9 protein-coding genes and 1 pseudogene are annotated in these 13,458 nt (G+C 68.3%); 6 read left to right on the top strand and 4 right to left on the bottom strand.

Features of this window, described 5'->3' with window-relative positions; all coding sequences use genetic code 11:
• The 3 genes and pseudogenes from HZU84_RS19325 to HZU84_RS19315 form a co-directional block, all read right to left on the bottom strand.
• Positions 1–889: pseudogene (locus tag HZU84_RS19325) on the bottom strand (hypothetical protein); the annotation flags it as partial.
• A gap of 63 nt (positions 890–952) precedes the next feature.
• Positions 953–5,173, bottom strand: coding sequence for a BREX system serine/threonine kinase PglW (pglW, locus tag HZU84_RS19320; protein ID WP_180693095.1), 4,221 nt, complete (start codon positions 5,171–5,173; stop codon positions 953–955).
• Positions 5,170–5,415 carry a helix-turn-helix domain-containing protein gene (locus tag HZU84_RS19315; RefSeq protein ID WP_219341018.1) on the bottom strand — a complete coding sequence of 82 codons (246 nt, stop codon included), beginning with the start codon at positions 5,413–5,415 and terminating at the stop codon, positions 5,170–5,172. The genes pglW and HZU84_RS19315 overlap by 4 nt, the downstream gene beginning before the upstream one ends.
• A 574-nt stretch (positions 5,416–5,989) precedes the next feature.
• On the opposite strand from HZU84_RS19315, the gene HZU84_RS19310 reads away from it, so the two are divergent.
• From HZU84_RS19310 to HZU84_RS19300, 3 genes are read left to right on the top strand one after another with little or no spacing between them, the layout of a single operon-like run.
• A complete protein-coding gene (locus tag HZU84_RS19310; RefSeq protein WP_149501933.1) occupies positions 5,990–6,280 on the top strand; it encodes a CRISPR-associated endonuclease Cas2 in 291 nt (96 codons plus the stop codon).
• A 17-nt stretch (positions 6,281–6,297) separates the two neighbouring features.
• Complete coding sequence (gene cas1, locus HZU84_RS19305; protein WP_149501931.1) at positions 6,298–7,353, top strand: CRISPR-associated endonuclease Cas1; 1,056 nt, start codon at positions 6,298–6,300, stop codon at positions 7,351–7,353.
• Entirely contained in the window at positions 7,350–7,697 is a 348-nt protein-coding gene (locus HZU84_RS19300) for a CRISPR-associated endonuclease Cas2 (RefSeq protein WP_149501929.1), read from the top strand. The genes cas1 and HZU84_RS19300 overlap by 4 nt, the downstream gene beginning before the upstream one ends.
• Positions 7,698–7,708: 11 nt before the next feature.
• Here HZU84_RS19300 and HZU84_RS19295 read toward each other — a convergent pair whose 3' ends face one another.
• The gene (locus HZU84_RS19295) at positions 7,709–8,683 is read right to left on the bottom strand and encodes an endonuclease/exonuclease/phosphatase family protein (protein WP_149501927.1); all 975 of its coding nucleotides are present in this window, start codon (positions 8,681–8,683) and stop codon (positions 7,709–7,711) included.
• A 585-nt stretch (positions 8,684–9,268) separates the two neighbouring features.
• Here HZU84_RS19295 and HZU84_RS19290 point away from each other — a divergent pair.
• The 3 genes from HZU84_RS19290 to HZU84_RS19280 all read left to right on the top strand — a co-directional run bounded on the left by HZU84_RS19290 (position 9,269) and on the right by HZU84_RS19280 (position 13,089).
• A complete protein-coding gene (locus HZU84_RS19290) occupies positions 9,269–9,550 on the top strand; it encodes a hypothetical protein (protein ID WP_149501925.1) in 282 nt (93 codons plus the stop codon).
• 165 nt (positions 9,551–9,715) lie between these two features.
• Complete coding sequence (locus HZU84_RS19285; protein ID WP_180693094.1) at positions 9,716–11,281, top strand: ATP-binding protein; 1,566 nt, start codon at positions 9,716–9,718, stop codon at positions 11,279–11,281.
• 233 nt (positions 11,282–11,514) lie between these two features.
• Positions 11,515–13,089 (top strand): ATP-binding protein, encoded by a 1,575-nt coding sequence (locus tag HZU84_RS19280; protein WP_180693093.1) that lies wholly within the window; start codon positions 11,515–11,517, stop codon positions 13,087–13,089.
• Positions 13,090–13,458 lie beyond the last annotated feature (369 nt).

Raw genomic sequence — 13,458 nt, 5'->3', positions numbered from 1 at the left:
ACAAACGGCAGCCGACGCCGCCCGGCTGTTCAATGTTCACCCTTCCACTATTGCCCGGCTGCTGGCCAAGGCCAGGCTGGGTTCGCAGGCTTAGCGTACGATTTTTTCCGTTTTCTGCGGCGGCCCGAAAGTGCCCGCTGCCGCAGGTCGGGTCGATCATGCGCACCTCGCGCCAGCCGAACTGCTGGATCGCCGGCGTCAGCGTGCGGTCCAGGATGAACTCCTCGACGAACTCCGGCGTCTGCAGCAGCGCATAGCGCTTGCGGGTGGCCTCGCTCAGGTCCTGGTACAGATCGCCCAGGAAGCGGGTGTCGAGCGCGGCGTCGGTGAAGTCATGCACCAGCGCGCCGGTGTTGGGGTCGACCGCCTGCCAGAACTCGCGCAGCGCCATCGCCGCCGCGCCGCTGATCGGCAGCCGGAAGACCGGGTTGTGCGCTGCATCGAAGAAGGTGTGCAGCCCGGGCAGCGTGCCGGCCTCGGCAAAGGCGGCCTGCAGGTAGTCGCGGTCGCTCTGGGTCGGGTGGGCGCGGAAATAGGTCTCGTGGCGGTCGCGCGCCAGGGCCAGCCGCCCCGAGTCGGGCGTGCCGCCGATCCAGGGCCGCTCCACCAGCGCGTTGTCCTCGATGAAGCGCAGGAACACGCACGACAGCAGCCAGTGCACCGCACCCTGCGTCAGCACCTGCTCGGCCCAGGTGTCGAAGGTCTCGGCGCAGCGCCCGGCCTGGCGCGCGGCCTCCCACTCGGCCCGCAGCTCGGCGCTCAGCGTCTGCAGGGCGGGCTCGGCCGCCGCCTCGGTCCCGGCCGGCGCCAGCAGGCGCGCGCGCAGGTCGTCTTCCAGGCCCTTGAGCTGGCGGATCAGGTCGGCCAGCAGCCGCGGTGCATCGATCAAGGCGGGTTCTCCCAGGACGCGCCGTCGCGTCCCCGTGTTGTGGTCAAGACAAGAAGGTGTCGGTCAGTGCGCAGCCGGCGTGCTGCGGTGCAGATTGCGGATCCAGGCCTCGCCGAGGCCGGCCACCGCGCCGGCGTTGACCAGCGGCACCGGCGTGCCGTCGATGCTGGCCGTGGCGGCCAGCGGCCCGGGCAGCAGCAGCCAGAGCGCCGGCGTCTGGCCCGGCCGGCCGACGCTCTGCTCCAGCTCGCTGATCAGGCCCATCTGGCCATAGCGCGCCAGCAGGCCGGCGTGCACCGCCAGCAGCGGCTCGGCACTCGTCAGCAGCGCCTGGCGCACCGCCGGCAGGCACAGGTTCACCAGGCGCAGCAGGTGGGTCCAGTCGCGGCTGCCCGGCGCCGCGGCATCGGCGCGCAGCACGGTCGCCCAGTCCACCTTCAGCGCCGCGGCCCGCGTGCGCAGCTCGCGCAGCAGCAGCGCCTCCAGGTTCAGGCGCCGCAGGCCGCCGGCCGCCGACGGGCCGAAGCGGCGCAGCAGCTCGGCCTCGGCCGGCACGGCCAGGCGCGGCTCCACCGTCAGCGCAAGCAGGCCGCCCTGGCGCAGATGCTGCTGCAGCCGGCGCTCCAGGTGCCGGGCGTCGAGCACCGCGGCGTCCTGCGGCTCGCCGTCGGCGCTGCGGCTGCCCAGCAGGGTGGCCCGGCGGCTCAGCAGGGTGGCGCCCGTGCTCGGGCCGGTGTCGAGCTGCTGGCGGCAGTAGCGCCGCTCGACCTCGTTCCAGGCCAGCGGCGCCCCGACGGCTTCGAGCAGGCGGTCGAGCTGGGGCCGGCGCGGCAGCGGCTCGGCCTCGGGATAGCGGCCGCGCACCCGCTCGTGCAGCTGGTCCTCGCTCAGCGTCACGCCGGCCAGCGCGCTCAGCGACTGGCGCAGCGCCTGCAGTGCCGGCATGCCGCGCGGATAGATCTCCTGCCGCGCCGACAGCGCCGCGCCGCGCGAGGCATTGGTGGCCAGGCGCAGCTGCCGCGCCGCGCTCAGCCCGGGCGGCAGCGCGCCGTCGCCGGCCGGGCAGGCGCCTTCCAGCGCCTTGAGCACCCGCTCCGGCGGCAGCAGCGGATCGGCCAGCGCGCAGGCGTCGGCGGTCTGCGCGAGCTGCCGGGCCAGCTCGGCCCAGCGCGCCTCGGCGGCGATCAGCAGCACCGCGCCATGCGCATGGACCTCGAAGCGGGGCTGGGCGGTGTCCATGTCGGCCTCGACCACCGCGCGCAGCACCGCGCAGGCCAGGCGCAGGCGCTGGGTGTCGTCCTGCTCGGCACAGCCCCGCAGGGCCAGCAGGGCCAGCGCGCCCTCGCGCAGCGTCATCACCTGGCCCTGGGCGGCCAGCAGCTCGGCCACATCCTGGCGCAGCGTCGTCAGCGCCGGCTTCCTGAGCCAGCTCTTGCGCGCCGCGGTGATCGCCTTCACCACGATGGCGCGGTCCACGCCGGCGGCCTGGGCCGCCTCGCCCGGCGTCGGCCAGGTGCCGGCCGGCACCTCGTCCTCCAGCCCCAGGTAGCACGACAGCGCGGTGTCCTCGGGCCGGTCATCGCCCGCGGGGCGCCGGGGCATCAGCAGGCCGGCCAGCTCGTTGACCGGCAGCGGCAGCGCGGCATCCACGGCGTCGCTGTCCTCGGCCTCGTGCAGGCTGCCGCGCCCCTGGGTCAGGTCCGGCCGCAGCCGCGCCAGCTCCTTGGCCTTCAGGCGGATCTCGCGCCGCAGCTTGTCGCCCACCCCGCGCAGGTAGCGGAAGCGGATGCGATCGACCGCCAGCAGCGCGGCGGCATCATGGATGCCCATGCGGTCGAGCACGTCGATCGCCTCCGGGCCGTAGCCCAGCTCGGCCAGCGTGGTGCCCGGCGTCACGGTCAGCGCCAGGGCCTCGAAGCCCTGCGGCGCGCCGGCCGGGGTGGTCAGCACCTGCGCGAAGACATTCCGCCAGGCCCGCAGCATCTCCTCGGCGTTGTCATGGCGCTCGCTCGCCGCGCGCGCCAGCGCCTTGGCGAAGAAGGCCTGCAGCGGCCCCCGCACCGCGCTCGGGAAGAGGTCGGCTTCCAGCGCGGCTTCGGCCTCGATCAGCTCGGCCGCGCTCTGGCCGTCCCCCCAGCGCGGCAGGCGCCCGGTGGCCATCTCGTAGAGCGTGACCGCGGCGGCGAAGCGCTCGGCATGCAGATCCCAGCGCCGCTGCGCGCGCAGGCCCAGGAAGGGATCGAGATAGGGCGGCGTGCCGGCCTTGAGGTTGTCGGCCGGCGTGCGCGTCAGCGAGAAGTCGAACAGCACCAGCGTCAGCCGTCCGCTGCGGTTGGGCGCGATGCCGATGTTGTCGGGCTTGATGTCGCGGTGCACCACCGCGTTCTCCTCCAGCAGCCGCACCGCGTCGAGCAGCTCCTCGCCCCAGCGCTGCAGCATGTCCAGCGACAGGCGGCCCTCGGTCTTGATGCGCTGCGCCAGCGTCTGATCGCCCGCGCTGCGCAGCAGCAGCGCTGTGCGCCCGGCCACGCTGCCGGTGCCGCGCAGCTCGACGATGTGCGGATGGCGCAGCCGGCCCAGGGCCTCGGCCTCGGCCTGCAGGTGCTCGTTGTGCGCGCTGTCCACCGCCACCTTGAGCACCAGCTCGTCCTCGCTGCCGTCCTGGCGCACCAGCAGCGCGTCGCTGGAGGCGCCGCGCCCCAGCCGCCGCACCACGGTGTAGCCGCCCTCGATGCGGTCGCCGCCATTGGCCAGGCTCGGATCGACCGTGGCCTCGGGGTCGGGCGTGGTCAGCTCGTCCTCGACCTTGTCCAGCTCGTCGAGGAATTCCTGGATCGAGCCGTAGCGGGTGATGACCTCCGGGCTGGTGGCGAACTGCACCAGCGTCTGCAGCGCCGGCGGGCAGCCGTCCATCGCGTCGGACAGCCGCAGGCCCTGGCCGTCGCGCAGCCGGTCATCCATCTCCAGCCGTGAGGCGGCAGGAGCCTGGCCGGTGAAGATCAGCCAGGTCAGGCAGCCGAGCGAGAAGACGTCGCGCTCCGCGCCGTGGACCGGATCGGCGCGGGTGGTCTCGGGTGCCAGATAGACCTGGCTCGGATCGTCGACATGGGCCTGCACATGCAGCGTGCCGGTGGTGCGGTGCAGCGTGGAACCAGCACGGCCGCTGCCGTCCTCGGCCTCGCGCGCGGCGGTCTGCCAGTTCATCAGCTGCACGCGCGGCGCCGCGGTCTCGATGTCGCGCACCAGCACGCTCTGCGGCGTCAGCGCACGGTGGAAGAGCCGGCGCGAGTGCGCATACTTCAGCACCTCGGCGATGCCCCGCACCAGCAGCAGCCGCTGGCCGGCGTTCAGGCGCTGGCCGTGCTCGCGCATCAGGTGGTCCAGGCGCATCGCGCGGGGATCGAGGTCGAAGATCAGCGCCGGGCCCAGCTCGCTGTCCTTGTACTCGCTGCAGCGCAGGATGCCGCCGTGCTCGATGCCTTCGAGCACCTTGAACTCGCGCTGGGCCTGGCGCAGCAGGGTCTGGCGGGCCTCGGGGCTGGCGGCGTGCGCCAGGTTGTAGATGCGCACCCGGCGCTGCACATCGACGCCGACATGGCGGGCCTGCCACTCCTGGAAGCTGTCGCCATCGGCGATGAGCCGCTCCAGCCGATAGTCGCCGACCTGTCGGTGCTTGTTCGACGGGCGCACGCCGGCCTCGATCACGCCTTTGTTGAGGGCCTTGATGGCCGCGGCATCCAGCGGCGCGCCGTAGATCTGGCCGTTCGGGCCGTGGCTCAAGGCGGCGATCAGGCCGTCATCCTCCGGATGACCGGGCCGGCCGCGCAGGAAGACGCCGCTGCGCGCCAGCCCCTGCAGCCGGCAGCTGACCGAGGTGGACGACAGGAAGACCAGCGGCGCGAAGAAGGGCACGCGCATCTTGGCCTTGACCACCGCGCTCTGGCGCCGCACCAGGCTGGCCAGGCGCTTGCACTTGCGATCGGTCAGCAGCAGCGGATTGTCGACCGAGCGCTCGCGGCCGTCGGTGCTCCAGGTCCAGGTGTGCGCATCGCCCGAGACGATGCCCGGGCGCGACTTGATCTCGACGACAAACAGCCCCGCCGGCGACAGCACCAGCGCATCGACCTCGTTGACCCGCCCCTCGTCGTCGATGAACTCGAAATTCGTCCAGACATGCCAGGGATCGCGATCGGGCAGCTGCGCGCGCAGCCATTCCAGCGCCTCGCGCTCCCACGGGAAGCCGGACTGCGCGATGACATGCCAGCGGTTCGCGCCGAGACTCATGACCGCATCTCCTGGGCAGCGGCCTCGGCCGGCTGGTCGTCCGCGCTGTACTCGAACAGATCGCCCACACCGCAGTGCAGCACCCGGCACAGCGCCTCGACATCGGGCAGCTCCACCCGCGTGGCCCGGTCGTGGACCAGCGCGGTGATGGTGCTGCGGTTCAGGCCGGTCGCACGCGCGACGTCCGACACGCGCAGACGGTCGCGCGCCATCAGGCGCGCCAGGTGGCACTTCAGGGTCATGAATCGGGCGGGAGCAGCATCGGGGTGTTGCGCAGCATAGCATCTGCGGTGCGATTCACCCTGCGGTCCGATTCGGTGAAGCTTCAGTTTCGGCAGGAGTGCGCATGTGCCTGCGCCTGTGCGAGGCATCTTGACGCGGGCATGGGACGAGCTGGTGACGCAGCGTGGCGACGACGCCAAGCGATGCGCACTGACGCCCGGAAAGCCGTCAGCGTCTCAATCCCTTCAACATCAGGGAAGCCGGTCAGACGGAGGGTTTTGTTGCTACTGCCGCGCAGTTGCGGGTCTCAATCCCTTCAACATCAGGGAAGCCGGTCAGACAACTGGGTCTCCGCGGTAGGACACGCCGACCTGTCTCAATCCCTTCAACATCAGGGAAGCCGGTCAGACAAACGACGGAGCGAAAAGCTGACTCTTGGCATGGGGCTCGTCCACAGGCTGGTCTGAACCGGCAGGGCGCATTGTAGCGGCAGGGCGGGCGTGTTCACTTCGGGCGCGGCAACCTTGCCGCCGGAAGTCGGCAGACCGGTTCGCGGCGACCATGAAGGCCTGCGAACACCGGAGCCTGTTCCCGATGAGCACCCCGCTGCGACACCTCTACCTGGCCGCCTACGACATCCGCGACAACCGCTGCCGCGCCGGTGCGCTCAAGCTGCTGCGGGGCTTCGCCACCGGCGGGCAGAAGTCGGTGCACGAGATCTGGCTGACCGAGGCCGAGAAGCGCCGCGTGCTCGAGCAGATCGTCTGGCTCATCGACGAGGCCACCGACCGCTTCTTCCTGCTGCGGCTCGACCCGCGCCAGCGCACCCTGGTGCTCGGCACGGGCGAGGCCCCGGCCGATCCCGAATTCTTCTACATCGGCTGACCCACCGCCCCGCCATCATGTCCACCCTGCTGCTGGATCGCGCCCACCTGGAAGTCCGCACCGACGGCGACGCGCTTGCGCTCTACGAAAACGGTGTCCGTCGCGGCTCGGTGCCGCTGAAGCTCATCGACCGCTGCGTCATCCACGGCCTGCAGACCCGGCTGGACAGCGGCGTGCTGCTGAAGCTGGCCGAGGCCGGCGCCAGCACCGTGCTGCTGAGCCCGCGCACCGGCCGCCGCGTGGCCCTCGTGCTTGGCCCCGCGCACAACGACGCGACTGTACGCTTGGCGCAGGCGCAGCAGGTCATGCAGCCTCGCTGGTGCGCGGCCTGGGCGCAGGGCATCGTGCACGCCAAGATCAACCGCCAGGCGCGGGTGCTGGCCCGCTGGCGCCAGGACCGCCCCGACGCGCGACTGGCGCTGACCCGTGCCGAACGCGGCGTGGCCACCGTGCGCGAGGCGCTGGCCGTGCTGCACGCCGACAGCGGCGACACCTTCGCGCGCCTGGCCACGCTGCGCGGGCTGGAGGGCACGGCCGCGCGGGCGCACTTCGCCGGCCTGGCCGCCGTGCTGCCGCCGGCACTGGGATTCACCGGGCGCAACCGCCGCCCGCCGCGCGATCCCGCCAACGCCTGCCTGTCGCTGGGCTACACGCTGCTGCATGCCGAGGCGGTCACCGCGGCCCAGGCCGCCGGGCTGGACCCGCTGCTGGGCTTCTACCACCGCCCGGCTTTCGGCCGCGAGTCGCTCGCCAGCGACCTGATCGAGCCGCTGCGCGCCGAGGTCGATGCCTGGGTGGCCGCGCTGTTCCGGGACCGTACGCTGCGCGAAGACCACTTCACTCGGCCCGAGTCCCCCGGCGGCGCCTGCCTGCTGGGCAAGGCCGGCCGGCAGACCTTCTACGCCGAATGGGCCGCTCACGCGGTGCGGCCACTGCGGCGCTGGCTGCGGTGGCGCTGCGCCGCGCTGGCGCGGGTGCTGCGTGCGCAGGGCGAGGCGGCACTGGCAGCAACCACCTTCGACGAAGACCGCCTGGACGAGGACGCCAGGCCAGATACAGCGAGCGGTTCATGAGCCTGAACGCCCGCGTCCGCTGGGTGGTCTGCTACGACATCCGCGACACGTCCCGGGGCCTGCGGGTACTGCGCTTCATGCAGAGCCAAGGCATGCCGCTGCAGTACAGCGTCTTCATCGTCGAGGCCTCCGCCGCACACATGCACCGGCTGATGATCGAACTGGAGGCGCTGATCGCCCCCGCGGTCGACGATGTGCGCGCCTACCGCTGGCCCGAGCCGGCCGAGGCCCACGAACTGGGCTGCCCGCTGGTGCCTGAAGGGCTGGTGATCCGCACGCCCGAGACCGCCCCGCCGGTTCGCACGACAGCGAAGATGCGCAGGGCCAGCGCCCAAGCCACCTGAGGCAGTCCGGTTCAGAGCCCGAACTCGGCCCAGAGCGGGAAATGATCGGAAATGCGGTACGACAGGGCGAGCCGAGTCATCTTCTGGTCGGTGTACACGAAAGGGGTGAAGTCGACATGGCCGGCCTGGCGAAAGCGGGCGTGAATCTGCTGCTGGCCCTTGGCATTCGTGAACCAGGCGATCTGGTCATAGAAGGAGCCCTGATCGGGTTTGTCAGGATCGGAAAAGAGCGTGCGGGGAACCTGGTTGAGCACATCGGGCACGGTCAGGCCGGTGGAGGTGAAGGCCTGCCAGAGCTGATCGCCCTGACGATCGATGTTGAAGTCACCCAGGACGAGCAGGTTCTGCGCCCAGTCGCTGGTCTGGTCGGCCCAGTCGCGCATCCAGCGCGCGATCGCCTTGAGTTCGGGAACGCGGCTGCTGCTGTCGGTGCCGTACATGACATGCAGCGTCACGAGAATGAAGGTGGTGGCGCCGGCGCGGAAGCTGACGGCGTAGGGCGTGCGCGCGAACTGGCGCTGCAGCGCATCAGCCCCGACCTCCTGGAGCCACTCCTGGGGCACCACCAGCTCGCAGGCCAGGCCGGAGGGCTTGAGCCGAGAGGCGTCGTAGAGGAAAGCCATGCGCTCGTCGTTGCCCGAGGCGCCCTGGGTCACGTCCGTCATCAGGAAGGCCCAGTCGTCGCCGAGCCAGCGCATCAGGTCGCGCAGCGCGCGCAGGTCGCCCTTGACCTCCTGGAGGGCGATGACATCGAAGCGCCGCAGGATCTCGCCGATGGCCAGCAGCGCACGCAGGTCACGCTTCGGTGAGGCCTTGGCGCTGGCGGTCCATTCGCGGGTGAGGGAAGCGAAGGCGCGCAGATTCCAGGTGGCGATCAGCAGGTTCTGGCCGGGCTGACGCTTGGGCACGCGCTGGTCGAGATGAGCGCGCAAGGCGGCGATGTCGCGAGCGACGGCAGGCGGGGGCGAGTCGGTGATGTCGGGCATGGGCAGCGGGCCTGTTCGGGGGCTGCCAGATTTATCAGAAACAGCCGACGAAACCTATGCCTGAGGCAGGTCGAACAGGTGGCCTAGCACGCCGATCGAGACCGCACCGTGCGTTTTCCATGGTGCGCTGTGGCTGGCGACAGCCGTCCTGAGCACGGCGCCGAGAGATCATCTTTCGATGATTTCATGAAGTCATGTTGATGATAAGTTTCATTATCATGGCTGTCTTTTTTTGAGAAGAAGCCAGATCAACCGAAGCAGCCCTCCAGAAAAATCCAGTGGGATCAAGTACTTGCACAGATCTCTCCGGCACCAGACCTTGGTGATGCTCGAGTTGCTCTTGGCCAAGTGAAGAGGACGTTGGCTTTCACCGAATCGGCCATCACACCCACACCTGCACGTCGATCCAGGCGAACATCTGCCGCTCTTGAGCCAGGAAGCGCTGGCCACGATCGAGTGGCTGAAGGTCATCGAGGTGTCGGCTGTCTGCCGGCGTACCCATCCGAGACACGAGAATCCAAGCTGATGGGCCAGTGGATCCAGACAGGAGTCCGAGCGCCATCGCATCTTCAGGAGGAACCCGTCATGTCTCGCCGCCGCTCGTCCACTGCCGACGACATCACCGACCTGGTTGCCTTGCTCCCCTGGTGGGTGGGCGTGATCCTGGCTCTCGTCAGCTATCTGCTCTTCAGCCATTGGGCAGCTCAGCCAGTGACCGGATCGGCAGAAGCAGGCCAGGTCAGCATGCTGGCCATCAGCCAGATCAAGCAGACCGCAAGCAGCGTTCTGCGCTACCTGATGCCGCTGTTCTGTCTCATGGGTGCCGCACTGTCATGGGTACGGCGCAACAAGAAGAAGCGTCGCTGATCACGCTGCAGGAGTCGGGACCACATTCCGCTTCGGCACGGTACGACATTCCGCTGCCTTGACCATGCCAACGGCGGGAACGGATGAAATCCAGACGGAAGCCAGGGAACAGGCACTCCTTCGCAGGGATCCCGCCAGTCGAACCAGACTCCGTACACTTGTCTCATGACCACGCCCGAGCTCCCACGACTCAAGCTGCCCCTGGGCATCCAGAACTTGGCCAAGCTGCGCCAGCAGGGCTGCTACTACGTCGACAAGACCGGGCTGGCCATCGACCTGATCGAAGCGGGTTCCGCCTACTTCCTGAGCCGTCCGCGTCGCTTCGGCAAGAGCCTGCTGGTCGACACATTGAAGGAGCTGTTCGAGGGCAACCAGGCACTGTTCACCGGCCTGGCCGCCGAATCCCGCTGGGACTGGTCGACGCGTCATCCGGTGATTCGCATCGACCTCGGCGCTGGCGAAGTGCGCAGCCGAGACGAACTCGAGCTGCGGCTACACGAGATCGTCGACGACCATGTGCGTCGTCTCGGGCTGACGCTGCACAACCAGTCGCTCAGCGGCCGCTTCGGCGAGCTGATCCACGCCGCAGCCGTCCAGGCCGGTCAGCGTGCGGTGGTTCTGGTCGACGAATACGACAAGCCCATCCTCGACAACCTCGCCGACCGCGAGACCGCTGCAGTGATGCGCGACACCTTGCGCAGCTTCTACTCGGTGCTGAAGTCGGCCGATGCAGATCTGCGCTTCGTACTGCTGACCGGCGTGTCCAAGTTCAGCAAGGTCAGCTTGTTCTCGGGCCTGAACCAGCTCCAGGACATCACGCTCGATGCGCGTTGGAGCGCCTTGTGCGGCTACACCGACGAGGACATCGACACTGTTTTTGCTCCTGAGCTGTTCGGGCTCGACCGTGACGAGATCCGTCGTTGGTACAACGGCTACAACTGGCTGGGCACCGGGGTCTACAACCCGTACGACGTCCTCAACCTGTTCCAGAAGAGGATGTTCGGTGCGTACTGGTTCGAGACCGGAACCCCATCCTTCCTGGTCAAGCTGCTGGCTGAGCGCAAGGTCTTCCTGCCGCGGCTGCAGGCACTGCACACCAATGCGGCGCTGCTCTCCAGCTTCGATGTCGACCGCATCGCCCCGGAGGCGCTGCTGTTCCAGGCGGGCTACCTCACCATCCACGATGTGCGCCAGCCTGTGCTGGGCAAGTGGATGTACACGCTGGGCTACCCGAACCGAGAAGTCGAAGCCAGCCTGAACGATGTGCTGCTGCCCGAGTACGGTGTGCAGGGCGACGCCGAGGCCCAGGAGCGGCTGACGACGATCCTGCAGCGTGGTGCGCTCGACGAGCTGGAGACGCTGATCCGGTCCCTGTTCGCCAGCATTCCGAGCGACTGGTATCGCAGCAACCCGCTCGCCGGCTTCGAGGGGCACTACGCCAGTGTCTTCTACAGCCACTTCGCCGCACTCGGGCTGGATGTGCGGGTGGAAGACGCCACCAGTCACGGTCGCATCGACATGGCGGTGCTCTACGCCGGGCGGGTGTTCCTGTTCGAGTTCAAGGTCGTCGAGCGTCAAGCCACTGGCGAAGCACTCAAGCAGATCAAGGACCGAGGCTACGCCGACAAGTACCGAGCCCGAAGTGAGCCGATCCATCTGGTGGGCATCGAGTTCGGCCGGGTCGAGCGCAATGTGGTCGGCTTCGAGGTGGAGACGGTCGCGGCGACCTGATCTCTCTGTTCTGCCTCGCGGATGCAGCGCTCTCCTGGGCACGACGCAACAAGAAAAATCGTCGCTGAGCGAGCTTCAGGAGTCGGGACCACATTCCGCTTCGGCACGGTACGACATTCCGCTGCCTTGACCATGCCAACGGCGAGAACGACTGAAATCCAGACGCAAGCCAGGGAACAGGTGCTCCTTCGCAGGGACCAAGCCAGTCGAACCAGACTCCGTACACTTGTCTCATGACCACGCCCGTGCTCCCACGCCTGAAGCTGCCCCTGGGCGTCCAGAACCTGCGCGAGATCCGCGAAGGTGGGCACTACTACGTCGACAAGAGCGGCATGGCGGTCGACCTGATCGAGGCAGGCAAGTACTACTTCCTGAGCCGCCCGCGCCGCTTCGGCAAGAGCCTGCTGGTCGACACGCTCAAGGAGCTTTTCGAGGGTAACCGGGCGCTGTTCACCGGCCTGGCGGCCGAGTCCCGCTGGGACTGGTCGAAGCCGCATCCGGTGATCCGCATCAGCTTCTCCAGCGGCTCCGGCCCGCAGGGGCGCCTGCTGGCGCAGCGCATCCGCGAGAACCTGCGCGTCAACCGTGTCGCGCTCGGTCTGCCGCTGCCCGCCGGGCTGCCCGAAGAGGATCTGGCCGGCAATTTCGCTGATCTGATCCGCCAGGCCCATCAGAGCCGGGGCGAGCGCGCCGTCGTGCTGGTCGACGAATACGACAAGCCGATGCTCGATCACCTCACGGACCCGGCGGTGGCCCAGACCCAGCGCGACATGCTGAGCGAGCTCTACGGTACGCTGAAGGACTGCGACGAGCATCTGCGCTTCGTCTTCCTGACGGGCGTGTCGAAGTTCAGCAAGGTCAGCCTGTTCTCCGGGCTCAACAACCTCACCGACATCACGCTCGATGCGCGCTGGAGCGCACTGTGCGGCTACACCGATGAGGACATCGACACCGTCTTCGCACCGGAGCTGCCCGGACTCGACCGCGACGAGATCCGCCGCTGGTACAACGGCTACAACTGGCTCGGCACCGGGGTCTACAACCCCTACGACGTGCTCAACCTGTTCCAAAAGCGGGTGTTCGGTGCGTACTGGTTCGAGACAGGAACCCCATCCTTCCTGGTCAAGCTGCTGGCTGAGCGCAAGGTTTTCCTTCCCAGACTGCAAGCACTGCACACCAATGCCGCGCTGCTCTCTAGCTTCGATGTCGACCGCATTGCCCCGGAGGCGCTGCTGTTCCAGGCGGGCTACCTCACCATCCACGATGTGCGCCAGCCTGTGCTGGGCAAGTGGATGTACACGCTGGGCTACCCGAACCGAGAAGTCGAAGCCAGCCTGAACGAGGTGCTGCTGCCCGAGTACGGTGTGCAGGGCGACGCCGAGGCCCAGGAGCGGCTGACGACGATCCTGCAGCGTGGTGCGCTCGACGAGCTGGAGACTCTGATCCGAGCGCTGTTCGCCAGCATTCCGAGCGACTGGTATCGCAGCAACCCGCTCGCCGGCTTCGAGGGGCACTACGCCAGTGTCTTCTACAGCCACTTCGCTGCATTGGGTCTGGATGTGCGAGTGGAAGACGCTACCAGTCACGGTCGCATCGACATGGCAGTGCTATATGCAGAGCAGGTGTTCCTGTTCGAGTTCAAGGTCGTCGATCGTCAAGCCACTGGCGAAGCACTCAAGCAGATCAAGGACCGAGGCTACGCCGACAAGTACCGAGCCCGAAGTGAGCCGATCCACTTGGTCGGCATCGAGTTCGGGAAGACTGAGCGCAACGTCGTCGGCTTCCAGGTGGAGACCCTGGGTAGCTGATCAGTCCTGACAAGCCAGTGCGCCTGATGACAGTGAAGTATCCACGCGACGATCTACTCACCATGAGGTACATGATGGCGTTGGGGATCCACCCTGAAGCCAGACAAGCAGAACCCAAGGTGTGAACAAGCCAAACACAAGACCCAGGACATCAGGCTGGCTTGACGGTGGCTTCGAGAGTGCGGCAGGTCTTCGAGCCACAGAAACCAGCAAACACCAAGCGTGTGCCCAGCAGCTTGGGCCTGACCTTGCCCCTGTATTCCGTATCCCATAGCCAGACTACGCGCTGGCTTGCCGAGCTTGGCCGGCGAGCCAGTTTTCTTCGAACTGCATCGGGCTGACGTAGGCCAGCGTCGAGTGCAGTCGGGT

It is taken from the genome of Sphaerotilus sulfidivorans (genome assembly GCF_013426975.1).
Lineage (GTDB): Bacteria > Pseudomonadota > Gammaproteobacteria > Burkholderiales > Burkholderiaceae_C > Sphaerotilus > Sphaerotilus sulfidivorans.
This window is presented reverse-complemented; position numbering and strand designations above follow the sequence as displayed.